This is a genomic window from Variovorax sp. BGA-UO-ETr-C22 (assembly GCF_059567965.1).
The window spans coordinates 1,367,700-1,388,726 of the sequence record NZ_JCAQPA010000010.1 but is presented as its reverse complement, the minus strand read 5'-3'; the positions used below and the strand labels follow the sequence as shown (position 1 = coordinate 1,388,726).

Genomic DNA, 21,027 nt, shown 5'->3' with positions numbered 1-21,027 from the left:
CACCAGGAGCGGTTCCGCCATGAAGCTCGTCATCCTCGACCGCAACGGCACGATCAACGTGCACCGCGAAGATTTCGTCAAGAGCGACATCGAGTGGACGCCGCTGCCCGGTGCGCTCGAGGCCGTGGCACGCCTGAACCATGCGGGCTGGCACGTGGTGGTGGCGTCGAACCAGTCGGGCCTGGGCCGCGGGCTGTTCGACATGGCCTCGCTCAACGCCATGCACGCCAAGATGCACAAGATGCTCGCGGCCGTGGGCGGCAAGGTCGATGCGGTGTTCTATTGCCCGCACAGCCCCGACGAAGGCTGCGACTGCCGCAAGCCCAAGGAAGGGCTGTTCCTTCAGATCGGCGACCGCTTTGGCATCGACCTGAAGGGCGTACCGACGGCGGGCGACAGCCTGCGCGACCTGCAGGCCGGCGCCGCGGCCGGCTGCGAACCGCACCTCCTGCTCACGGGCATGGGCGCGGCCTGCCGCGGGGTTCACCCGCTGCCTCCCGAATATCCGGCGGACACGAGGGTGCATGAAGACCTCGCCGCCTTTGTCGACTTTTTGCTCGCGCGCGAAGCGCGGGCTGCACTGCAGGTGGCTGTCTGATGGCGTTTCTCCGTTCCGTTCTCCACGCCCTGTGGATGCTTGTCACCGTGGTGCCCTGGGGCATCATCATGTGCGTCAGCTCGCTCTGGAAGCGTGGCATTCCGCTGTACTGGATGGCCGAGCAATGGCTCAGCTGGGCCATCGGTGGCGCGCGCGTGCTGCTGGGCATCAAGACCCGCGTGACCGGCATGGAAAACCTGCCGACCGACCAACTCGCCGGCGCGGTGCTGCTGGTGAAGCACCAGTCCACGCTCGAGACTTTCCTCATGCCCACGCTGATGCCGCATCCGCTGGCCTTCGTCTTCAAGAAGGAACTGATCTACGTGCCGTTCTTCGGCTGGGCGATGGCGCGGTTGGACATGATCCACATCGACCGGAGCCAGCGCGCGCAGGCGTTCAACAAGGTGGTGAACCAGGGCCGCAAGCTGCTCGCGCAGGGCATCTGGATCATCATGTTCCCCGAAGGCACGCGCATTCCGCGTGGCCAGAAGGGCACCTACAAGAGCGGCGGCACGCGCCTGGCCTGCGAAACCGGCGTGCCCGTGATCCCGATCGCCGTCACCTCGGCCAAGGTCTGGCCGCGCAAGGCCTTCATCAAGCGCCCCGGCGTGGTCGACGTGTCGATCGGCCCGGCGATCTCGAGCGTGGGCCGCAAGCCCGACGAGCTGATGCGCGAAGTCGAAGCCTGGATCGAGGCCGAGATGCGCCGCCTCGACCCCGAGGCTTACAGCGACACCCCGGCGCAGCCGCAGCAGACGTTGCCGCGCGAAGCGGGCTGACGCGCCACCCTCAGACCCGGGCCCGACATGCGGGGAATGCTGCAGTTCACGATGGACCTCTTCGAGGGGCTGGGGAGCACGCCGGCGCCTGCTGCTGCGCCGCCGCGGCGGCCGCGAAAGAAGGCGCCAGCGCCTGTGCCACCCGCTGCTCCCGCGCCGGTGGTGGCTGTCGCGCCTTCACCTGTCGGACCCGTTGATCCGCGTCCTGCGGTGCCGTTGGCTGACACGCTGACGCTGGCGAATTTCACACATCCGCAGGCCACGCGTGAAGTGGTTCTGGGGTCGGCGCGGGTGGCCTACGAATTCAAACGCGGGCAGCGCAAGACGATCGGATTTCTGGTCGGTGCCGAAGGGTTGTCGGTGCGGGCGCCGCGGTGGGTCACGCTGCGGGATGTCGATGCGGCGGTGCGGGAGAAGGCCGACTGGATCCTGCGCAAGCTGGCGGAGACGCAGCAGCGCAATGCGCGGGTCGAGGCGACGCGGATTGCCTGGGAGGACGGGGCGGAGTTTCCTTTTCTGGGGGAGCCTGTGGTGATTCGACTGGATCCGAAGCACGGGTTTGCCAGTGTGGGAGGGACGCTCGATCCTGCTGTGGAAGGCGGTGGGCCGCGCACTTTGCGGTTGGCTGTGGCGCAGAACGCGGCGCCCTCGCAGATTCGGGATGCGGCGCAGGCCTGGTTGATGCGGCAGGCTCGCAAGCTGTTCATCGAACGGCTGGATCACTTTGCGCCGCTGCTGGGGGTGTCATGGCAGAAGCTGTCGCTCTCCAATGCGGCTACGCGGTGGGGGAGTGCGAGTGCGGATGGGTCGATTCGACTGAACTGGCGGTTGATTCACTTTCGCCTGCCGGTGATCGACTATGTTGTGGCGCATGAGCTGGCGCATCTGCGGGTGATGGATCACTCGCATCGGTTCTGGGAGACCGTTGAAAGCGTGGTGCCTGACTATGGGGTGCTTAGGCAGCAGTTGAAGGATGAGGCTGTGCCTCGGTGGGGCTAGGGGGTTCTTTTGCTTCCCGAGGCCGGGAGTTCCGCCCGGCGGCGGACTCACTTTCTTTTGCTTCGCCAAAAGAAAGTAAGCAAAGAAAAGGCGACCCCACTGTCTGCGTCCCTCCGCTTCGCTGCGGGCAACCTGCGGTGCTCGCGTTTCGCGGGGTCTCGCAGAACTCGCTTCGCTCAAACAGCTGCGAGCCCTGATCCGCGAAACGCTGCGCTCCTCGGCGCAGCCAGAGGGGCTTTGATACCGGGCGGGCCGTCGCTTTGCTCGGCCCGGGAATTTCCAACAGCCGAATCCCGTGCCCGTGCCCGTGCTGGTGCCCGTGCTGGTGCTGGTGCTGGTGCTGGTGCTGGTGCTGGTGCTGGTGCTGGTGCTGGTGCTGGTGCTGGTGTTGGTGTTGGTGTTGGTGCTCGTAGGCACATCTGCACTCGCTCGCGCCTGCGCCTGCGCCCGCGTTCGCGCTCCAACCAACGCCGCTACCAATCCCAGCCGCAGCAGGCGCGCAGCGCCTGCTGCGGCCCACTGGCCGAGCGAAGCGATGGCCCGAGGGGTTCCCCAATCCCTTCTGTATGCGCCGAGGAGCGCAGCGTTTCGCGGATCAGGGCTCGCCCTTGTTTGAGCGAAGCGAGTTTGGGCGAGACCCCGCGAAACGTGAGCACCGCAGGTTGCCCGAAGCGAAGCGGAGGGACGCAGACAGCAGGGTCGCCTTTCTTTTGCCTACGTTTCTTTGGCGAAGCAAAGAAAAGTAGGTCGGCCGCCGGGCCGAGACCCGGCCCCGGAAAGCAACCTCACAACGCAGTCCAAAAACCTAGCGAGCGTGCGTAACCCCACCGTCCACCACCAACGTAGACCCCATCACATAGTCCCCAGCCCGAGAGGCCAGATAGATAGCGGCACCAGCCATGTCCTCAGGCGTACCAATGCGCCCAGCAGGAATCCGTCCTTTGACCTCATCCCCGTGATCCCGCGCATCCTTATTCATATCCGAAGCAAACGCCCCCGGAGCAATCGCACTCACCACGATCCGATCCTGCGCCAACCGCAGCGCCATCCGCCGCGTCAACTGAATCAACCCAGCCTTGCTCGCCGCATACGAATAAGTCTCCTGCGGATTCACAGAAATCCCGTCGATAGAAGCAATGTTGATCACCTTCGACAGATGATCCGTAGCCGCCTTCTTGAGCATCGGCGTCAGCGCCTTCGTCAGGAAGAAGGGCGTCTTCAGGTTCAGGTCGACGACCTTGTCCCATCCACTCTCCGGAAACTCCTCATAAGGCGCCCCCCAGGCAGCCCCCGCGTTGTTGACCAGGATGTCCAGCGACCCTTCATGCTTCGCATAAGCATCGACCAGCGCCTGAGCCCCTTCCACAGTAGACACATCCGCCGGCAGCGACACGCAATGCCCAAAAGCCGACAGCTCCTTCGCCGTCTGGTCGCAAGCCGCCGCCTTGCGCGCCGAGATGTACACGCGCGCGCCTTGCGCCAGGAAGCCTTCGGCAATCATGCGGCCGATGCCGCGCGAGCCGCCGGTGATCAAGGCGCTGCGGCCCTTCAGCGAGAAGAGTTGGGTGGTGTCCATGTGCGTTTGTCTCCTGAGTGGTGGAAGAGAGGAAGTTCAATTCCCGTCAGGAGAAAGCTTAGTCCGCGCCGCGCCCGCGCCGCGTCACCTAGGCGGCAGCAGGAGCAGAAGGCAGCGCCAGCCGGCGCGGGCTCTCGAAGGTGCGCAAGGCGCCGCTCAGCGGGTCGACAAAAGCCAGCGACCGGGCCAGCAGCTGCAGCGGCCTGTCGAAGTCGTCGTTCCCCGCGGGCTGCAGCGTGGGATAGAACGGATCGTTCACGATCGGCAAACCCAGCGCCTGGCAGTGCACCCGCAGCTGGTGCTTGCGGCCGGTGACGGGCGAGAGTTCCAGCAGCGCATGGCCGTCGCGCGCCTCCCGCAGCACGATGCGGGTCTCGGAATTCGGCTCGCCAGGCGCTTCGCGCATCCGCATGAAATGGTCGTCGTCCACCAGTCGGCTGCGGTACACGGCGGGCACCGACGACACGTCCTCGTGCCACGGCACGACGGCTTCGTAATGCTTGTCGATGCGCCGCTCGGGGAACATCGCCTGGTAGGCGCCGCGCGTCTCGCGGCGCACCGAGAACAGCACCAGCCCCGAAGTGTTGCGGTCGATGCGGTGCAGCGGCACGAGGTCGTCCAGGCCGAGCTTGCGCTTCAGGCGCACCAGCAGGCTCTGCTGCACGTACTTGCCGGTGGGCGTGACAGGCACGAAGGGCGGCTTGTCGACCACCACGAGGTCGTCGTCCTGGTGCAGCACCAGCTCTTCGAAAGGGATGGGCGTCTCGGCGTCGAGCGCGCGGTAGTAGTACACGCGCAGCGGCGACTCGTAGCGCCGCGTGGCGGTGATGGGCACGCCGTGCTCGTCGCACACGTCGTTCGCTTCGATGCGCGAGAGCCAGGCCTCGCGCGAGATGGCGGGAAAGCGCTCGACGAGAAAGTCGGCGATGGTGGGCCAGGGACCGCAAGGCAGCGAAACGCAGCTCGGGCTCACGCCATCGCGCGTGGGCATCGGGACGGGGAAGCGGGGGCGCGTCATGGCGCGGCGGCGTCCAGCACCGACAGCACCTCGGCGAACGACGGCCGCGCCGCCACTTCGGGCTGCAGGCAGCGCGCCGCGAGCGTGGTCAAGGGAGAAGAAGCTGCATCGTCGCAGCGCTCCGCCAGCTCTTCGAGCAGGCAGCCGAAGGCGCGCATTTCCACGCCCTGCAGGGCCTTCGCCAGTGCCGGGTCGAGCGCGCCGGTCATCCAGCCCGCGCCGAAATCGCCGAGCCGTCCGCCGTCCTGCGCATGCCAGAGGATGTTGTGGGCATACAGGTCGCCATGCAGCAGACCGCGCGCATGCAGGTGCGCCATGGCCGCGGCGATGTCGCGCGCGATGCGCAGCGCGGTGCCGGTCGTCCAGCGCGCGTCGTCGGCATAGACGTCGCGGGTGCACGAGGCCAGGCTCGGTGGGCCGGCCAGGGTGCGGAACGAGGGCGGCACCAGCGCCATCACTAGGCCTTCGGTGCCGTCGGGGTGGCCGTCGATGCGGCCCTGTGCGGCGATCAATGTCGGGTGCGCGCCGGCCGCGATGCAGGCCGCCATCTCGCTGTGCGGCCAGCCGTCGCTGGTGACGGCGCCCTTGAACAGCTTGACGGCCACGGGCTGTGCGGCGCCATCGGGCGTGGCCAGCATGGCGCGGTGGATCACGCCCGAGGCGCCTTCGCCGAGCTTCGGGCCGAGCGTCAGGTCGCGCCAGTCGACGTGCGGCACGGTGGGCGCGTCGATAGCGGCGTCTTCGGTCGGGGTGTCGAACGGGTTGCCCGCGCAGGCCAGCCAGGCCAGGCGCGGCAGTGTGTGCAGCCAGTCGGGCAGCGCCTCGAAGCGGTTGGCCGACAGGCGCAGCAGCTCGAGCTGGCGGCAGCGGGCCACCGACGGCGGCAGGCCGCGCAGGCGGTTGCCGGCCAGCATCAGCTTCTGCATGCGGGTGCAGTCGCCGAGCGTGTCGGGCAATTCTTCGATGGCGTTGTCGGTCAGGATCAGCCAGCGCAGCGAGGGCGGCAGCGCCTCGGCGGGCACGTGGGCGATGCGGTTGGCCTTGAAGCCCACGATGTCGAGCTGGCGGCACTGGCCGATGGAGGCCGGCAGTTCGGTGAAGCGGTTGTCGGAGCAGAACAGCACGCGCAGCCGGTGCAGCCGGCCAAGGTCGTCGGGCAGCGCGCTGAGCGCATTGCCCGTGAGGTTCAGCGTTTCGAGGGTGTCGGCGAGCGCAAAAATCTCGCGCGGGAACTCGGTGAGTCCGCACGAGAGGTCCAGTCGTCGTGCGCCAGCCAGCCGGCCGGCGCGCAGCTCAGCCAGCGTGTTCGACATTGTCATTCCCAGAGTCTATGCGGCCGCCGCCGGGCCGCCCCAAGGCGAGCCGCGCCTCCCTCTCGGGGGGTGGAGTTACACGCAGCGAAGCGAAGTGAAAAGCCGGGGGGCCTCAGGCTGCGCCGAAGCGGTAGATGCCGTCGGCATCGAGCGTGCGCTTCACCTGCCCCGAGAACCACAGCAGGTGCAGGTGGGCCACGGTCTCGCCCATGGCGAAGGTGATCTGGTGCAGGTCGAGCTCGCGCTTGAACAGGATCGGCAGGCCCTCCGACGCCGTGATCGGGCGCGCGAGGCAGGCTTCGAGCAGCTCGGCCAGGCGGTCGCGGTGGTGCTCCTGCAGCTGGTCGACGCGGCGGTGGATGCCGGTGAAGGGCTTGCCGTGCGAGGGCAGGCCCAGCGTGTCGGCCGGCAGGGCCTTGAACTTGTCGATGCTGTCCAGGAACAGGCGCAGCGAATTGGCCTCGGGCTCGCCCGCGTGCACGCTCACGTTGGTCGAGATGCGCGGCAGCATCATGTCGCCGCCCAGCAGCAGCTTCGGCTCGGCGCAGTACAGCGCGATGTGCTCGGGCGCGTGGCCGTAGCCGCTGATGCAGCGCCAGTCGCGTCCGCCGATGCGGACGATGTCGCCGTCCATCATGCGCACGTAGCGGGCGGGCACGCTGGGCACCATGTTGGTGTAGTAGCTGGTGCGCGCGCGGATCTTGGCGATCGACTCGGGGTTGGTGAGGCCGTGCGAGGCGAAGAAGTCGGCCGCCGCGTCGCCGCCCGCGAGCGTGTCGCCGGCGCTGCACAGCACGCGCGCCACGTGGTAGTCGGTGGCGCTGATCCAGAGCGGCGCGTTCCAGCGCTGGCACAGCCAGTCGGCCAGGCCGATGTGGTCCGGGTGCATGTGGGTCACGATCACGCGCAGGATCGGCAGGCCCTGCAGCTGGGTCTCGAAAATCTGCTCCCACTGCGCGCGGGCCTCGTCGTGCGCAATGCAGCAGTCGACCACCGTCCAGCCCTCGACGCCGTCGATCGTGTCGCGCAGCAGCCAGAGGTTGATGTGGTCCAGCGCAAAGGGCAGCCGCATGCGGATCCAGCGCACGCCGGGCGCGACTTCCAGTGCTTCGCCAGCGGCGGGCAGGGTGTCGCCCAGGGGGTAGTGGAGTTCGCGTTCGAGGAGGTTCATGTATGATTGACGTTTACGTAAACGTCATGGGTTGAGGCATCATTGTAGAGAATGCGCCGCCAACCTGCTGTCGCCCCCACAACCCTTGCCGCCCATGCCCGCGCAGACCTTCACCATCAGCCAGCTCGCCAAGGAGTTCGATCTCACGACGCGCGCCATCCGCTTCTATGAAGACATGGGCCTGCTGTCGCCGGAGCGGGCCGGCCTGCAGCGCGTGTACAGCGCGCGCGACCGGGCGCGGCTCACGCTCACGCTGCGCGCCAAGCGCCTGGGCCTGACGCTGGTCGAGGCGAAAGACATCCTCGACATGTACGACAGCCCGCGTGACACCGTGCCGCAGCTGGAAAAATTCCTGGGCGTGCTCGGCGCCCACCGCGCGCAGCTCGAGGCGCAGCTGGCCGAGCTGCAGGCCAACCTCGCCGAAGTGCGCGAGCACGAGAAAAAAGGCCGCGCCACGCTGACCAGGGCGCAGAAGGCCGCCAAGGCCGTCCAGGACGCCCGAGGTGGCGAAAACACGCCCGACACGACGACTCACTGACAATAGACCACCATGCCCTCCGACAACCTCGACGACCTCTTTGCCCACAACCGTGCCTGGTCCGCCCAGATGGAGCGTGACCGGCCCGGCTTCTTCACCGGCCTTGTCAAGCAGCAGACGCCGCGCTATATGTGGATCGGCTGTTCCGACAGCCGCGTGCCCGCCAACCAGATCACCGGCCTGGAGCCGGGTGAAGTGTTCGTGCACCGCAACGTCGCCAACATCGTGGTGCACTCCGACCTCAACGCACTCTCGGCGATCCAGTTCGCGGTCGAGCACCTGAAGGTCGAGCACATCATGGTGGTCGGCCACTACGGCTGCGCCGGCGTCAAGGCCGCGCTCAGCGGCAAGCGCATCGGCCTGGCCGACAACTGGATCCGCCACATCCAGGACGTGCGCGACCGCCACAGCGTGATGCTCGACAGCCTGCCCGAAGACGTGCGCGTCGACGCGCTGTGCGAGCTCAACGTGGCCGAGCAGGTGGTCAACGTGGCCGTCAGCACCGTCATGGTCGACGCCTGGGCGCGCGGCCAGAAGGTTCGCATCCACGGCTGGACCTTCGGCGTGCACGACGGCCTGCTGCAAGACCTCGGCCTGAGTGTCGAGGGCGACAAGCCGCTCGACGCCATCTACAAGGCCGCCGTGCAGCGCATCCGCTACAAGTGGAGCAAGCCCGCAGGCGCCTCGCCGTCGGCGCAGGCAGGTGCCGACGGCACCGAAGGCACCGAGACCCCGCCAGCCGCCTGAGCGAACCCGCCGCTGCCATCGCCGGTCCTGTCGCCATGTTCCCGCAGCGCCTCGATTCCCCGCTGGCCTACGACATCGCGAAGGCGATGATCGACGGGTTCAACCGGCACTACCGGCTGTTCCGGGCCGAATCGGCGCGCGCCAAGCACCGCTTCGAAACCGCCGACTGGCATGGCCAGCAGCGGGCGCAGCGCGAGCGCATCGAGTTCTACGACCTGCGCGTGAACGAGGCCGTGGCCCGGCTCGAAAAAGAGTTCAAGGCCGGCGACCAGCCCATGGAGGTCTGGCACCAGGTCAAGCTGCACTTCATCGGCCTCTTGGTGAACCATCACCAGCCCGAGCTGGCCGAGAGTTTCTTCAACTCGGTCACCACGAAGATCCTGCACCGGGCCTACTTCCAGAACGACTTCATCTTCGTGCGCCCGGCCATCAGCACCGAGTACATCGAGCCGCGCGGCGCACCCACCTACCGGCCGTACTACCCTTCGCAGGCGACGCTACCCGACATCATCGAGCAGATGCTCGACGACTTCGCGCTGCAGGGCAGCTACGCCAACAAGCGACGCGACGCCGAGCGCGTGGCGCACGTCATCCTGAACCGCTTCCACCAGGTCAAGCTGCGCGCCAATTTCCAGCTGCAGGTGCTGTCGGGCCTGTTCTACCGGAACAAGGGCGCCTACGTGGTCGGCAAGATCATGAACGGCTTCACCGAGATCCCGTTCTCGCTGCCCATCCTGCACGACACCCACGGCAAGTTCTACATCGACGCGGCGCTGTTCGGCGAAGACGACCTGCAGATGCTGTTCAGCTTTGCGCGCGCCTACTTCATGGTCGACATGGAAGTGCCCTCGGCCTGGGTGCAGTTTTTGCGCTCGCTCATGCCGCGCAAGCCGCGCGCCGAAATCTACAACGCGCTCGGCCTGGCCAAGCAGGGCAAGACGCTGTTCTACCGCGACTTCCTGTCGCACCTGAACTACTCGAGCGACCGCTTTCGCATCGCGCCCGGCATCAAGGGCATGGTCATGCTGGTGTTCGACCTGCCCTCGTTCCCCTTCGTGTTCAAGGTCATCAAGGACTTCTACCCGCCGCAGAAGGACACCACGCGCGAGCAGATCAAGGGCAAATACATGCTCGTGAAGCAGCACGACCGCGTGGGCCGCATGGCCGACACGCTCGAGTACAGCAACGTGGGCTTTCCGCTCGACCGCTTCGAGCCCGAGCTCATCGAAGAGATCCGCAAGTTCGCGCCCAGCCAGCTCGAGATCGGCGACCGCGACGGCAACGGGGAGATGGAGGTCGTGCTCAAGCACGTCTACATCGAGCGCCGCATGATTCCGTTGAACATCTACCTGCAGGAAGCCTTCGATACGCTGGCCCACCCCGAGAGCCCGGCCCAGGCCCGGCGCGCCAAGGACCAGCTGGAGCATGCGGTCATCGAGTACGGCAACGCCATCAAGGACATGGTGGCCGCCAACATCTTCCCCGGCGACATGCTGTGGAAGAACTTCGGCGTCACGCGCGGCGGCAAGGTCGTGTTCTACGACTACGACGAAATCGAATACGTCACCGACTGCAAGTTCCGCAAGGTGCCCACGCCGCGCAACGAAGAAGACGAGATGAGCGGCGAGGTCTGGTATTCGGTCGGCCCGAAGGACGTGTTCCCCGAGACCTTCGAGCCCTTTCTGCTGGGCAACAAGGACGTGCGCGCCGCCTTCATGGCGCACCACGCCGACCTGCTCGATGCCGCCTTCTGGCAGCACCACAAGGAACGCATCCAGGCTGGCCAGATGCTCGATGTGTTCCCGTACGAAGAGTCGCAACGCTTCCAGCACGAAGGCCATGCGACGCATTTCTGACCGCCCGTTTCCCGATTCCGTTTTCGTTTTGTCTTTGATTTCACTTTCACATTCCTGAAGGAGACCCCCATGTCCGAATCCATCGTCATCGTCGGCGCCGCCCGCACCCCCATGGGTGGCTTCCAGGGCGACTTCTCGTCCCTCTCCGCGCACGACCTGGGCGGCGCGGCCATCAAGGCGGCCGTCGAGCGCGCCGGCATCGCGCCCGAGAGCGTGGGTGAAGTGCTGTTCGGCAACTGCCTCATGGCCGGCCAGGGCCAGGCCCCGGCGCGCCAGGCGGCCTACAAGGGCGGCCTGCCCGACAGCGCGGGCGCCGTCACGCTCAGCAAGATGTGCGGCTCGGCCATGAAGGCCGCGATGCTCGCGCACGACCTGTTGCTGGCCGGCACGCACGACGTCATCGTGGCAGGCGGCATGGAAAGCATGACCAACGCGCCCTACCTCATGCTCAAGGGCCGCGGCGGCTACCGCATGGGCCACGACAAGATCTATGACCACATGATGCTCGACGGCCTCGAAGACGCCTACCAGCCGGGCCGCTCCATGGGCACCTTCGGCGAAGACTGCGCTGCCAAGTACAACTTCACGCGCGAGCAGCAGGACGCCTTCGCCATCGCCAGCGTGCAGCGCGCCAAGGCCGCGACCGAATCGGGCGCCTTCAAGGACGAGATCACGCCCGTCACCGTGAAGGGCCGCGGCGGCGACACCGTCATCTCCATCGACGAAGGCCCGGGCAAGGTCAAGCTCGACAAGATCCCCACGCTCAAGCCCGCGTTCAAGAAAGAAAACGGCACCATCACCGCCGCCTCGAGCTCGTCGATCAACGACGGCGCCGCCGCGCTGGTCATGATGACCGAGTCGCATGCGAAGAAGATCGGCGCCAAGCCGCTGGCGCGCATCGTCGGCCACGCCACGCACGCGCAGCAGCCCGAGTGGTTCTCCACCGCGCCGGTCGGCGCCGTGCAGAAGCTCTTCGCCAAGACCGGCTGGAGCGTGAAAGACGTCGACCTGTGGGAAGTGAACGAGGCCTTCGCCGTCGTGCCCATGGCCCTCATGCACGAGCTCGACGTGTCGCACGACATCGTCAACGTGAACGGCGGCGCCTGCGCGCTGGGCCATCCCATCGGCGCCAGTGGCGCGCGCATCATGGTCACGCTGCTGCACGCGCTGAAGGCGCGCGGCAAGAAGCGCGGCGTCGCCACGCTGTGCATCGGCGGCGGCGAAGGCACCGCCGTCGCGCTCGAATTGCTATAACGCCAGGAGCCGCCGGCGCCCGGGAGAGGGCGCCGGCCGGTTTCCACCCCGGACAGTTCAAACAAAACCATGCGTAGAGCAGGAGATTTCATGCGCCCATCCATTCACCGTACCGCCGTTGCCGCCGTGCTCGCTACCGCCTTCGTGGCAGGTGGCGCCTGGGCCCAGAAGCGCGACAACGTGCTGTTCCAGGCCGCCACCGACGAGCAGCCGGCGGTGATCAAGACGCTCGAGAAGCTCGTCAACATCGAGACCGGCACCGGTGACGCCGAAGGCATGGCCGCCGCTGGCGCGTACCTCGAAGGCGAGCTCAAGAACCTCGGCTTCACCGTCACGCGCAGCAAGTCGGTCGGCCTCGTGGTCGGCGACAACATCGTCGGCAAGCTCAAGGGCCGCGGCGGCAAGAACCTGCTGCTCATGTCGCACATGGACACCGTGTACACCAAGGGCACGCTCGCCAAGGCGCCGTTCCGCATCGAAGGCGACAAGGCCTACGGCCCCGGCATCGCCGACGACAAGGGCGGCAACGCCGTCATCCTGCACACCCTCAAGCTGCTCAAGGACTACGGCGTGCGCGACTACGGCACCATCACCGTGCTGTTCAACACCGACGAAGAAAAAGGCTCCTTCGGCTCGCGCGACCTGATCCAGGAAGAAGCCAAGCTGGCCGACTACGTGCTCTCGTTCGAGCCAACCAGCGCCGGCGACGAAAAGATGTCGCTCGGCACCTCGGGCATCGCCTACGTGCAGGTCAACATCACCGGCAAGGCCTCGCACGCGGGCGCCGCACCCGAGCTGGGCGTGAACGCGCTGGTCGAGGCCTCCGACCTCGTGCTGCGCACCATGAGCATCGACGACAAGTCGAAGAACCTGCGCTTCAACTGGACCATTGCCAAGGCCGGCAACGTGTCGAACATCATCCCGGCCAGCGCCACGCTGAACGCCGACGTGCGCTACGCACGCAACGAGGACTTCGACGCCGCCATGAAGACCCTCGAAGAGAAGGCACAGCAGAAGAAGCTGCCCGAGGCCGACGTCAAGGTGCTCGTCACGCGCGGCCGTCCGGCCTTCAACGCGGGCGAGGGCGGCAAGAAGCTGGTCGACAAGGCCGTGGGCTTCTACAAGGAAGCCGGCGGCAGCGTGGGTGTCGAAGAGCGCACCGGCGGCGGCACCGACGCAGCCTACGCGGCACTCTCGGGCAAGCCCGTGATCGAAAGCCTGGGCCTGCCCGGCTTCGGCTATCACAGCGACAAGGCCGAGTACGTCGACATCAGCGCCATTCCGCGCCGCCTGTACATGGCCGCGCGTCTCATCATGGACCTGGGCGCTGGCAAGTAAGCCTCGCACCCACCGACAAGAAAGAACTGGAGACAACGCCATGCTGCTTAGCGCAGACCAGGAAGCCATCCGCGACGCCGTGCGCGATTTTTCGCAAGCCGAGTTGTGGCCCAACGCCCCCAAATGGGACCGCGACCACAGCTTCCCGAAGGAAGTGCACCAGGGCCTCGCCGCACTGGGCGCCTACGGCATCTGCGTGCCCGAGGAGCATGGTGGCGCGGGCCTCGACTACCTCACGCTCGCACTCGTGCTCGAAGAGATTGCGGCCGGCGACGGCGGCACCAGCACCGCCATCAGCGTGACCAACTGCCCCGTCAACGCCATCCTCATGCGCTACGGCAACGCGCAGCAGAAGAAGAAATGGCTCGAGCCGCTGGCCCAGGGCCAGATGCTCGGCGCCTTCTGCCTCACCGAACCGCAGGCCGGCAGCGACGCCTCGAGCCTGCGCACCACCGCGCGCAAGGACGGCGACGGCTACGTGATCGACGGCGTCAAGCAGTTCATCACCAGCGGCAAGAACGGCCAGGTCGCCATCGTCATCGCCGTGACCGACAAGGGCGCCGGCAAGCGCGGCATGAGCGCGTTCATCGTGCCCACCGACGCGCCCGGCTACAACGTCGCGCGTTTGGAAGACAAGCTCGGCCAGCACAGCAGCGACACCGCGCAGATCAACTTCGACAGCTGCCGCATCCCGGCCGAGAACCTCATCGGCGCCGAAGGCGAGGGCTACAAGATCGCGCTCGGCGCACTCGAAGGCGGGCGCATCGGCATCGCCGCGCAAAGCGTGGGCATGGCCCGCAGCGCCTTCGACGTGGCCGTGGCCTACGCCAAGGAGCGCCAGGCCTTCGGCGGCGCCATCTTCGACCAGCAGGCCGTCGGCTTTCGCCTGGCCGACTGCGCCACGCAGATCGAAGCCGCGCGCCAGCTCATCTGGCACGCCGCCAGCCTGCGCGACGCCGGCCGGCCCTGCCTGAAAGAAGCCGCCATGGCCAAGCTCTTCGCCAGCGAAATGGCCGAGCGCGTGTGCAGCGCCGCCATCCAGACCCTGGGCGGCTACGGCTACGTGAACGACTTCCCGCTGGAGCGCATCTACCGCGACGTGCGCGTGTGCCAGATCTACGAAGGCACGTCGGACATCCAGAAGCTGCTGATTCAACGCGCGCTGGCGTGATTGCTTGATCACGTGAGCCGACGCCGCGGCCGACCCTGGGGCTCGATCGCCGCGGCACTCGCGCTCGTGGCGCTGGCCGCCTGGAGCGTCGTCATCGAGCCGCGCTGGGTGGCCGCGCGCGTCGAGCCCTTGGGCTCGGCGCAGTGGCAACCCCCGGCCGGTCTGAAGGTCGCCGTGGCCAGCGACTGGCACCTCAGCACGCGCTCGCTGTGGCGCGTGACCAGCGCCACAGCGCCGCGGCCATCGTCGACCAGATCAACGCGGCGCAGCCCGACGTGATCCTGCTGCCCGGCGACTTTTTAGCGGGCTCCGGCGACGACGAAGACTTTTCCATCGAAGCCATGGCCGCCGTGCTCGGCCGCCTGAAGGCGCCGCAGGGCGTGTACGCGGTGCTCGGCAACCACGACTGGTGGCACGACGGCGAACGCACCGCCAAGGCCTTGTCCGCCCAGGGCATCCGCGTGCTTGAGAACGCCTCGGCGCGCCTGCCCGGGCACGACCTCTGGGTGGTCGGCATCGGCGACGACTCCACAGGCCATTCGCAGCCCGACAAGGCCCTGGCCGGCGTGCCACCCGGCGCCGCCACGCTGGTCATGATGCACGACCCCTTCAGCTTCGCCGGCATGCCGCGCACGCAGGGGCTCGTGGTGGCGGGGCACACGCATGGCGGGCAGATCAGCGTGCCGGGCTACGGCGCACTCGTGGTGCCTGGGCGCGCGCCGCGTGAATGGGCCTATGGCTGGATCGCGCACAAGGACAACAAGCGCATGTACGTGACCAGCGGGCTTGGCGTGAGCATCTTGCCGGTGCGGTTCAACATGCGGCCTGAGTGGGTGATGTTTCGGTAGGGTGGTGCGTACCGGTCGCCGGCGCTTGACGGGCGTCGTGGTGGCCGCGAACATTGCCATCGCCTCGTGATGAGCGAGGTCGGGATTGGCGTCCCGCTGACATCCTGCGTAGCAATCCTTGGAGGCCTATGGCCAATGCTTCAAACGCAGTCACCGACGCCGATTGTTCCTGCGCGTCTTCTCGTTCCGCCGCTCAGTTCAAACCCTTCGAATGGGTGCAAGGCGAACGGCTCCCTCCTTCACTGCAAAGCCACGCGGCGTTTCTCAACGAGGCGCGCGATGTGGTGCAGGGCGCGCAGACGCTGGTTCAGTTGCTCGAATGGGATGAGGACCGGCGCGACGCCGCTTCTTCTGATGCAGACGCCGCGCCGCTTTTCGATGCATGCCAGCGCAGTTCGCTGCAACGGTTTCTTGCGGTCTCGCTGGGGCTGCTTCATGCGCGGATTGAAGCGCAGTGCGAGGCGGTGGACGAGTAGGAGCACTTCGCTGGGGCTTGCGTCCTGCGCAACTCTGGGCATCAAAACAACGGTTGCCGAACTGGCATGAGCCGAGCGATCGGAACTATCGTGAGCATAACTTTTCCCTCGTAAGATTTGGACTACAAAACAAGCGAGGAGAGAATTTGATGAGTGGAGTTAAAAGTCTTATATCGGTCATGCTCGGTGTGGCCGTGATGCTTGCCGCATGCGGCGGAGGGGGAGGCGGGGGAGGCGGCGGCGGGGGCCTGCCTTTGCTGCCAGTGGCACCTCCGCCCTCAAGCGGGGGTAATCCACCAGCGCCACCTCCTGCTCCACCTGTCTCTCCGCCCGCTCCGGAGGCGCCCACTGCCGCCGCGTGCACCAACGAAGCAGATTTCCGTGAGGGAACCGTTCTGGAAGCGGAGTTCAATCGGAACCTGATCCTCGAGCCAGCGCTGGGTGCCGACAAGGTTTACTACAAGCTCGAGGGACGTCAGCCATTCGCTGGTGTGACGCCAATCGCCATCACGTCCAAATCAGATGGACTCATCGTTGAGCGGGTTGCGTTCAGCGATACCGAGTTCACGGACTTGGTCGATGGAAACGTCGTGTATTACGGCCGCCGCTTCACCTACAGCGACTCTTCCGGCTCCAGGACCGACACCATCGTTTACGACCCACCCCTCACGCGTCCCTTGAACATGAAGAAGGACGAGGTGGTCACTCGGAAATACCGGATGAAGGCGGTTTCCGTTTTCACGCCGAAAGGTGGTGTACCCGCTGCGCCAGACCCCGAGCAGATCTACGATCTGACGACAGAATTTACCTACGGTGGAAGGCATACGCTCTCGACGTTGCTCGGCACCTACGAGACCTGCATGCTTTACGAAAATACGAAGGCTACGACGCCGGGCAAGTCTTACGATCGGCGGCTCAAGTTCGAGATTCCAGCGGAAGGCCCACTTCGCGGCCAAGCAGTAGGCAGGCAATCCCTGAGCGGCTTCTCATGGCAGGATTACCCGGTCAAGATGACGTACACCCCAAAGTAGCAGACAGGGAGCGCCGCACGAGCGCTTGAGGGAGTCTCAAAGCTAAAGGCCCCTTTCGGGCCGAAAGCGCCCCCTCGGCAGCCCCTCACCCAATGCTATGCTGCCGTAGCACCTCAGCTTCATCGCCAGTGATCCACCCGAACACTTTCGCGCTGGCGCCTTCAAGCCGCACCAGATAGACATTGGTGAAGTCGATCACCTTCTGCGCGCCATCGACCTTGTAGATCGCTCGCCATTCCACGCGGGCGAATCCGTGGAGTTCGTCGATCGCCGAGACGTCGAGCTTGCGCACGCTCATCCGTTGCACGCCAGTCTCGCGGTAGTGCTTGAAACCCTGCGCGGACACTTTCCTGAGTTCGTCGTCGTTCTTGCTGATGAAAGGCCACTCATGGCTGGTTGCAGACAGACAAGCCTATTGCGCGTGGACCCTAAATCCCAAGTAGAGAAAAAACGCCACAACCGCCCCGACGATGGCAAGCCCAATCGACCACGGAATGTCCATGTCACTGCGCTCGCGGCGCGAGACGCCATCCATACGGGTCAGCATCGTGCGTCGCTGGTCCGGCGTGTTGATGAGGAGCTTGACGACGCCTGCAATGCCGCAAAGAGCAACAGCGCCCCCGATGATCATCCATCCCCAGACTTCCATATTGAACGTGATGGGAAATGCACCATCGGCGGCTGCGACAAAGGGTTCGCGCCCCCGTCGCGTGACAACGATTTGTCCGGCGCGCCATGCGCTGAATCCGTGCAGAAAGGCGAAGACGCCCAAGGAGAGGGTCGCAGCGAGCAGGAAGAACAGCTTGAGGAATCGCAAAAGCATGCTTTGGTGTTCAGCTTGAAAGAACGAAACGCCAGACGACTGTAGCGACACAAGCCATTGGCGCAAGAGGCCCTGGCGCCTTTGGCCCCGGCAGGTCTTCGCAAAGCGGGCATGCCCGAAGCCCCCCACACCCCACCTTCAACCCCCGCCGCGCCAAGTGTTCCAATAGAGCCCTTCATGAGCGCCACCGACCCCACTCCCGGCCCCTGCCCCTGCGGCCGCACCGACCGTCGCGACAAGCCCATTGGCTACGCCCTGTGCTGTGGGCGCTACCTCGACGATTTCGAGAACACGCCGGCGCCCGACGCCGAATCGCTGATGCGTTCGCGCTACTCGGCCTTCGTGCTGGCGCGTGCCGACTACCTGCTCGCCACCTGGCACGCATCGAAGCGACCGGCCTCGGTCGAGTTCGAGCCGGGCGTCAAATGGCTGGGGCTGGACATCCGCTCGCGCTCGGTGCTCGATGCCGACCACGCCGAGGTCGAGTTCGTCGCCCGCCAGCGCGGCGCGACAGGCGTGGCGTTCCGCCTGCACGAGCGCAGCCGCTTCGTGCGCGAGGACGAGCGCTGGTTCTACGTCGACGGCGACCTGCACCAGCCCCCGGGTTGACGGCGGCGGGCTTCGGCCCGCACAATCGGCCCCGCTCCGGGGTGCACGCATGTGGCGTGCTGAGATGGCAAAGCTGCCGACCCGCGAACTTGATCCGGGTCATACCGGCGTAAGAAGAGCTGCACTCCCTGACTTCGGTCCGTCACTCCCTTTTTCGGTGACGGGCCTCCCGAGGTCCATCGAGCGATTGCGGAGCACCCTTTCCCTCAACAAGGAGTGCCCCCGATGAATGCCACCGACAAATTCACCTCGCTGCTGTCGCTGACGCGCGAACCCTTTCCCGCCTCGCACAAGTGCGTCATTCCGGGCAGCCGGCCCGACCTGTGCGTACCCGTGCGCGACGTGGCGCTGACCAACGGCGAAACCGTCTCCCTGTACGACACCTCGGGCCCCTACACCGACCCGAAGGTCGAGATCGACGTGCGCCGCGGCCTGCCCGACGTGCGCAGCGCCTGGGTCATCGAGCGCGGCGACACCGAAAGCTACGAAGGCCGCACGCACCACGCGCTGGACGACGGCGCCAAGAACGAAGACCGCGACGCGCAGCGCCTGGCCGAGCTGCGCGCCGGTGCCTCGGCACTGCAGCGCACGCCGCGCCGCGCCAAGTCGGGCGCCAACGTCACGCAGATGCACTACGCGCGCCGCGGCATCGTCACGCCCGAGATGGAATACGTGGCCCTGCGCGAGAACGGCAAGCGCGAGTGGATGGCCGAGTACCTGGCCAACGAGGAGCGCGCCAAGCGCGTGGCGGGCAACCCGATGGGCGCGAGCATTCCGCGCATCATCACGCCCGAGTTCGTGCGCGACGAGGTGGCCCGTGGCCGCGCGATCATTCCCGCGAACATCAACCACCCCGAGGTCGAGCCGATGGCCATCGGGCGCAACTTCAAGGTGAAGATCAACGCCAACATCGGCAACTCGGCCGTCACCTCGAGCATCGAGGAAGAGGTCGAGAAGCTGGTGTGGGCCATCCGCTGGGGCGCCGACAACGTCATGGACCTGTCGACCGGCAAGAACATCCACACCACGCGCGACTGGATCGTGCGCAACTCGCCGGTGCCCATCGGCACGGTGCCGATCTACCAGGCGCTCGAAAAGGTGGGCGGCGTGGCCGAAGACCTGACCTGGGAGATCTACCGCGACACGCTCATCGAGCAGGCGGAGCAGGGCGTTGATTACTTCACCATCCACGCGGGCCTGCGCCTGCCGTTCATCCACCTCACGGCCGACCGCATGACGGGCATCGTGTCGCGCGGCGGCTCGATCATGGCCAAGTGGTGCATCGCGCACCACAAGGAGAGCTTCCTCTACACGCACTTCGAGGACATCTGCGACATCATGAAGGCCTACGACGTGAGCTTCTCGCTCGGCGACGGCCTGCGCCCCGGCTCGGGTGCCGATGCGAACGACGAGGCGCAGTTTGCCGAGCTGCGCACGCTGGGCGAGCTCACGCAGATCGCCTGGAAGCACGACGTGCAGACCATGATCGAAGGCCCGGGCCACGTGCCGATGCACATGATCCAGGCCAACATGGACGAGCAGATCAAGCACTGCCACGAAGCGCCGTTCTACACGCTCGGCCCGCTGACCATCGACATCGCGCCGGGCTACGACCACATCTCCAGCGCCATCGGCGCCGCCATGATCGGTTGGGCCGGCACGGCGATGCTCTGCTACGTGACGCCCAAGGAGCACCTGGGCCTGCCCGACCGCGACGACGTGAAGCAGGGGATCATTGCCTACAAGATCGCCGCGCACGCGGCCGACGTGGCCAAGGGCCACCCGGGTGCGCGCTCGCGCGACGACGCGCTGAGCAAGGCACGCTTCGAGTTCCGCTGGCAAGACCAGTTCAACCTGGGCCTGGACCCCGACACGGCGCGCGAATTCCACGACGAGACGCTGCCGAAGGACTCGAGCAAGGTGGCGCACTTCTGCTCGATGTGCGGCCCCAAGTTCTGTTCGATGAAGATCACGCAGGAAGTGCGCGAATACGCGGCCAAGAAAGGCGTGGCCGAGGCGGCTGCCATGGCCGAGGGCATGGAAGAGAAGTCGAAAGAATTCATGGCCGGCGGCGGCGAGATCTACATCCCGATCCGTCCCGTCGCCTGAGATAGCCTGAGTCTCCCCGTGCGGAAAGGGGGCGTTGCTACCATGGGGCCAGACCCCTGAACTCCAGCCTCGCAATGACCCCTTTCCCCTTTTCCGCCGTTCTCTTCGATTGCGACGGCGTGCTCGTCGATTCCGAACCCATCACCAACCGCGTGCTTGCCGACATGCTCGGCGAGCTCGGCTGGCAGCTCACGGCCGAGGAATCGATGAACATCTTCACCGGCAAGGCCGTGAAGGACGAGACGGCGCTCATCGAGGCCAAGACGGGTTTCAAGATTACCGACGACTGGCTGCGCGGCTTCCGCGCCCGCCGCAACGAGGCGCTGGACCGCGACCTCGTCGCCATTCCCCATGCGCCCGCCGCCATCCGCGAGATCCATGCGCGGCTCAAGGGCCGCATCGCCTGCGCCTCGGGCGCCGACCGCCACAAGGTCGAGCTGCAGCTGGCCAAGGTCGGCCTGCTCGACTGCTTCGAGGGCCGCATCTTCAGCGGCCACGAGATGCCGCGTTCCAAGCCGCATCCCGACGTGTACCTGGCCGCGGCGGAAGCGCTGGGTGTCGACCCGAAGCGCTGCGCGGTGGTCGAAGACACGGTCACCGGCGCAATGGCCGGCGTGGCCGCCGGTGCCACGGTGTTCGGCTACAGCACGGGCGAATCGGGCCACAGCGGCCCGGGCGCGCTGCGCGCCGCGGGTGCCGTGGCCGTGTTCAGCGACATGACCGGGCTGCCCGCATTGCTGGCCGGCTACGGCCTGCAGGCGGCCTGAGTTTCT

At 66.4% G+C, this 21,027-nt stretch carries 23 protein-coding genes and 1 riboswitch; of the genes, 17 read left to right on the top strand and 6 right to left on the bottom strand.

Features of this window, described 5'->3' with window-relative positions:
• Positions 1–19: 19 nt before the first annotated feature.
• The 4 genes from gmhB to AC57B8_RS19840 all read left to right on the top strand — a co-directional run bounded on the left by gmhB (position 20) and on the right by AC57B8_RS19840 (position 2,992).
• Complete coding sequence (gene gmhB, locus AC57B8_RS19855; RefSeq protein WP_070062939.1) at positions 20–598, top strand: D-glycero-beta-D-manno-heptose 1,7-bisphosphate 7-phosphatase; 579 nt, start codon at positions 20–22, stop codon at positions 596–598.
• Positions 598–1,377 carry a lysophospholipid acyltransferase family protein gene (locus tag AC57B8_RS19850; RefSeq protein ID WP_095947897.1) on the top strand — a complete coding sequence of 260 codons (780 nt, stop codon included), beginning with the start codon at positions 598–600 and terminating at the stop codon, positions 1,375–1,377. The genes gmhB and AC57B8_RS19850 overlap by 1 nt, the downstream gene beginning before the upstream one ends.
• A gap of 27 nt (positions 1,378–1,404) precedes the next feature.
• Positions 1,405–2,376 (top strand): YgjP-like metallopeptidase domain-containing protein, encoded by a 972-nt coding sequence (locus AC57B8_RS19845; RefSeq protein WP_492739005.1) that lies wholly within the window; start codon positions 1,405–1,407, stop codon positions 2,374–2,376.
• Positions 2,377–2,671: 295 nt separating this feature from the next.
• Positions 2,672–2,992 carry a hypothetical protein gene (locus tag AC57B8_RS19840; protein WP_496480514.1) on the top strand — a complete coding sequence of 107 codons (321 nt, stop codon included), beginning with the start codon at positions 2,672–2,674 and terminating at the stop codon, positions 2,990–2,992.
• Between the two features lie 189 nt (positions 2,993–3,181).
• On the opposite strand, the gene AC57B8_RS19835 is transcribed toward AC57B8_RS19840, so the two are convergent.
• The 4 genes from AC57B8_RS19835 to AC57B8_RS19820 form a co-directional block, all read right to left on the bottom strand.
• Entirely contained in the window at positions 3,182–3,952 is a 771-nt protein-coding gene (locus AC57B8_RS19835) for an SDR family oxidoreductase (RefSeq protein ID WP_062478757.1), read from the bottom strand.
• A gap of 88 nt (positions 3,953–4,040) precedes the next feature.
• Complete coding sequence (locus AC57B8_RS19830; protein WP_496480513.1) at positions 4,041–4,970, bottom strand: pseudouridine synthase; 930 nt, start codon at positions 4,968–4,970, stop codon at positions 4,041–4,043.
• Entirely contained in the window at positions 4,967–6,283 is a 1,317-nt protein-coding gene (locus AC57B8_RS19825) for a leucine-rich repeat-containing protein kinase family protein (protein WP_496480512.1), read from the bottom strand. The genes AC57B8_RS19830 and AC57B8_RS19825 overlap by 4 nt, the downstream gene beginning before the upstream one ends.
• Before the next feature lie 112 nt (positions 6,284–6,395).
• Complete coding sequence (locus AC57B8_RS19820) at positions 6,396–7,454, bottom strand: MBL fold metallo-hydrolase (RefSeq protein ID WP_062478751.1); 1,059 nt, start codon at positions 7,452–7,454, stop codon at positions 6,396–6,398.
• A gap of 94 nt (positions 7,455–7,548) precedes the next feature.
• On the opposite strand from AC57B8_RS19820, the gene AC57B8_RS19815 reads away from it, so the two are divergent.
• The 10 genes from AC57B8_RS19815 to AC57B8_RS19770 all read left to right on the top strand — a co-directional run bounded on the left by AC57B8_RS19815 (position 7,549) and on the right by AC57B8_RS19770 (position 16,713).
• Positions 7,549–7,992, top strand: a complete 444-nt coding sequence (locus AC57B8_RS19815) for a MerR family transcriptional regulator (RefSeq protein ID WP_070062936.1) — start codon at positions 7,549–7,551, stop codon at positions 7,990–7,992.
• 12 nt (positions 7,993–8,004) lie between these two features.
• Positions 8,005–8,739 carry a carbonate dehydratase gene (gene can / locus AC57B8_RS19810; protein WP_062478745.1) on the top strand — a complete coding sequence of 245 codons (735 nt, stop codon included), beginning with the start codon at positions 8,005–8,007 and terminating at the stop codon, positions 8,737–8,739.
• 35 nt (positions 8,740–8,774) lie between these two features.
• On the top strand, positions 8,775–10,595 hold the full coding sequence (aceK, locus tag AC57B8_RS19805; RefSeq protein ID WP_062478759.1) for a bifunctional isocitrate dehydrogenase kinase/phosphatase: 1,821 nt from the start codon (positions 8,775–8,777) through the stop codon (positions 10,593–10,595).
• A 69-nt stretch (positions 10,596–10,664) separates the two neighbouring features.
• Complete coding sequence (locus AC57B8_RS19800) at positions 10,665–11,849, top strand: acetyl-CoA C-acyltransferase (protein ID WP_095746933.1); 1,185 nt, start codon at positions 10,665–10,667, stop codon at positions 11,847–11,849.
• 90 nt (positions 11,850–11,939) lie between these two features.
• On the top strand, positions 11,940–13,187 hold the full coding sequence (locus tag AC57B8_RS19795) for a glutamate carboxypeptidase (protein WP_070062931.1): 1,248 nt from the start codon (positions 11,940–11,942) through the stop codon (positions 13,185–13,187).
• Between the two features lie 40 nt (positions 13,188–13,227).
• Positions 13,228–14,358, top strand: coding sequence for an acyl-CoA dehydrogenase family protein (locus tag AC57B8_RS19790; RefSeq protein WP_095746931.1), 1,131 nt, complete (start codon positions 13,228–13,230; stop codon positions 14,356–14,358).
• Positions 14,359–14,370: 12 nt separating this feature from the next.
• A complete protein-coding gene (locus AC57B8_RS19785; RefSeq protein ID WP_496480511.1) occupies positions 14,371–14,637 on the top strand; it encodes a hypothetical protein in 267 nt (88 codons plus the stop codon).
• Complete coding sequence (locus tag AC57B8_RS19780) at positions 14,568–15,206, top strand: metallophosphoesterase (RefSeq protein ID WP_496480510.1); 639 nt, start codon at positions 14,568–14,570, stop codon at positions 15,204–15,206. Before AC57B8_RS19785 ends, AC57B8_RS19780 begins: the two co-directional genes overlap by 70 nt.
• Before the next feature lie 128 nt (positions 15,207–15,334).
• Positions 15,335–15,682: a hypothetical protein gene (locus AC57B8_RS19775; protein ID WP_496480509.1), complete on the top strand. Its 348-nt coding sequence runs from the start codon at positions 15,335–15,337 to the stop codon at positions 15,680–15,682.
• Positions 15,683–15,831: 149 nt separating this feature from the next.
• Positions 15,832–16,713 (top strand): hypothetical protein, encoded by an 882-nt coding sequence (locus AC57B8_RS19770; protein WP_496480508.1) that lies wholly within the window; start codon positions 15,832–15,834, stop codon positions 16,711–16,713.
• Between the two features lie 85 nt (positions 16,714–16,798).
• On the opposite strand, the gene AC57B8_RS19765 is transcribed toward AC57B8_RS19770, so the two are convergent.
• Positions 16,799–17,011 carry a hypothetical protein gene (locus tag AC57B8_RS19765; protein ID WP_496480507.1) on the bottom strand — a complete coding sequence of 71 codons (213 nt, stop codon included), beginning with the start codon at positions 17,009–17,011 and terminating at the stop codon, positions 16,799–16,801.
• A 114-nt stretch (positions 17,012–17,125) separates the two neighbouring features.
• A complete protein-coding gene (locus AC57B8_RS19760; RefSeq protein ID WP_496480506.1) occupies positions 17,126–17,536 on the bottom strand; it encodes a hypothetical protein in 411 nt (136 codons plus the stop codon).
• 177 nt (positions 17,537–17,713) lie between these two features.
• Between AC57B8_RS19760 and AC57B8_RS19755 the strand changes: the two genes are divergently transcribed.
• The 3 genes from AC57B8_RS19755 to AC57B8_RS19745 all read left to right on the top strand — a co-directional run bounded on the left by AC57B8_RS19755 (position 17,714) and on the right by AC57B8_RS19745 (position 21,021).
• On the top strand, positions 17,714–18,145 hold the full coding sequence (locus AC57B8_RS19755) for a YchJ family protein (protein WP_095746929.1): 432 nt from the start codon (positions 17,714–17,716) through the stop codon (positions 18,143–18,145).
• Between the two features lie 27 nt (positions 18,146–18,172).
• A riboswitch (TPP riboswitch) is annotated at positions 18,173–18,278 on the top strand.
• 92 nt (positions 18,279–18,370) lie between these two features.
• A complete protein-coding gene (gene thiC, locus AC57B8_RS19750) occupies positions 18,371–20,254 on the top strand; it encodes a phosphomethylpyrimidine synthase ThiC (RefSeq protein ID WP_496480505.1) in 1,884 nt (627 codons plus the stop codon).
• A gap of 74 nt (positions 20,255–20,328) precedes the next feature.
• Positions 20,329–21,021 (top strand): HAD family hydrolase, encoded by a 693-nt coding sequence (locus tag AC57B8_RS19745; RefSeq protein WP_062478714.1) that lies wholly within the window; start codon positions 20,329–20,331, stop codon positions 21,019–21,021.
• Positions 21,022–21,027 lie beyond the last annotated feature (6 nt).

Bases quoted from the DNA above. Each gene is read 5' to 3' on its own strand.
- AC57B8_RS19845 (WP_492739005.1), top strand. From the start codon at position 1,405: ATGCGGGGAATGCTGCAGTTCACGATGGACCTCTTCGAGGGGCTGGGG.
- AC57B8_RS19795 (WP_070062931.1), top strand. From the start codon at position 11,940: ATGCGCCCATCCATTCACCGTACCGCCGTTGCCGCCGTGCTCGCTACC.
- AC57B8_RS19790 (WP_095746931.1), top strand. From the start codon at position 13,228: ATGCTGCTTAGCGCAGACCAGGAAGCCATCCGCGACGCCGTGCGCGAT.
- AC57B8_RS19765 (WP_496480507.1), bottom strand. From the start codon at position 17,011: ATGAGCGTGCGCAAGCTCGACGTCTCGGCGATCGACGAACTCCACGGA.
- AC57B8_RS19850 (WP_095947897.1), top strand. From the start codon at position 598: ATGGCGTTTCTCCGTTCCGTTCTCCACGCCCTGTGGATGCTTGTCACC.
- AC57B8_RS19760 (WP_496480506.1), bottom strand. From the start codon at position 17,536: ATGCTTTTGCGATTCCTCAAGCTGTTCTTCCTGCTCGCTGCGACCCTC.
- AC57B8_RS19830 (WP_496480513.1), bottom strand. From the start codon at position 4,970: ATGACGCGCCCCCGCTTCCCCGTCCCGATGCCCACGCGCGATGGCGTG.
- thiC (WP_496480505.1), top strand. From the start codon at position 18,371: ATGAATGCCACCGACAAATTCACCTCGCTGCTGTCGCTGACGCGCGAA.
- AC57B8_RS19755 (WP_095746929.1), top strand. From the start codon at position 17,714: ATGAGCGCCACCGACCCCACTCCCGGCCCCTGCCCCTGCGGCCGCACC.
- AC57B8_RS19820 (WP_062478751.1), bottom strand. From the start codon at position 7,454: ATGAACCTCCTCGAACGCGAACTCCACTACCCCCTGGGCGACACCCTG.
- AC57B8_RS19825 (WP_496480512.1), bottom strand. From the start codon at position 6,283: ATGTCGAACACGCTGGCTGAGCTGCGCGCCGGCCGGCTGGCTGGCGCA.
- gmhB (WP_070062939.1), top strand. From the start codon at position 20: ATGAAGCTCGTCATCCTCGACCGCAACGGCACGATCAACGTGCACCGC.
- AC57B8_RS19770 (WP_496480508.1), top strand. From the start codon at position 15,832: ATGAGTGGAGTTAAAAGTCTTATATCGGTCATGCTCGGTGTGGCCGTG.
- aceK (WP_062478759.1), top strand. From the start codon at position 8,775: ATGTTCCCGCAGCGCCTCGATTCCCCGCTGGCCTACGACATCGCGAAG.
- AC57B8_RS19815 (WP_070062936.1), top strand. From the start codon at position 7,549: ATGCCCGCGCAGACCTTCACCATCAGCCAGCTCGCCAAGGAGTTCGAT.
- AC57B8_RS19835 (WP_062478757.1), bottom strand. From the start codon at position 3,952: ATGGACACCACCCAACTCTTCTCGCTGAAGGGCCGCAGCGCCTTGATC.
- AC57B8_RS19745 (WP_062478714.1), top strand. From the start codon at position 20,329: ATGACCCCTTTCCCCTTTTCCGCCGTTCTCTTCGATTGCGACGGCGTG.
- AC57B8_RS19800 (WP_095746933.1), top strand. From the start codon at position 10,665: ATGTCCGAATCCATCGTCATCGTCGGCGCCGCCCGCACCCCCATGGGT.
- can (WP_062478745.1), top strand. From the start codon at position 8,005: ATGCCCTCCGACAACCTCGACGACCTCTTTGCCCACAACCGTGCCTGG.
- AC57B8_RS19775 (WP_496480509.1), top strand. From the start codon at position 15,335: ATGGCCAATGCTTCAAACGCAGTCACCGACGCCGATTGTTCCTGCGCG.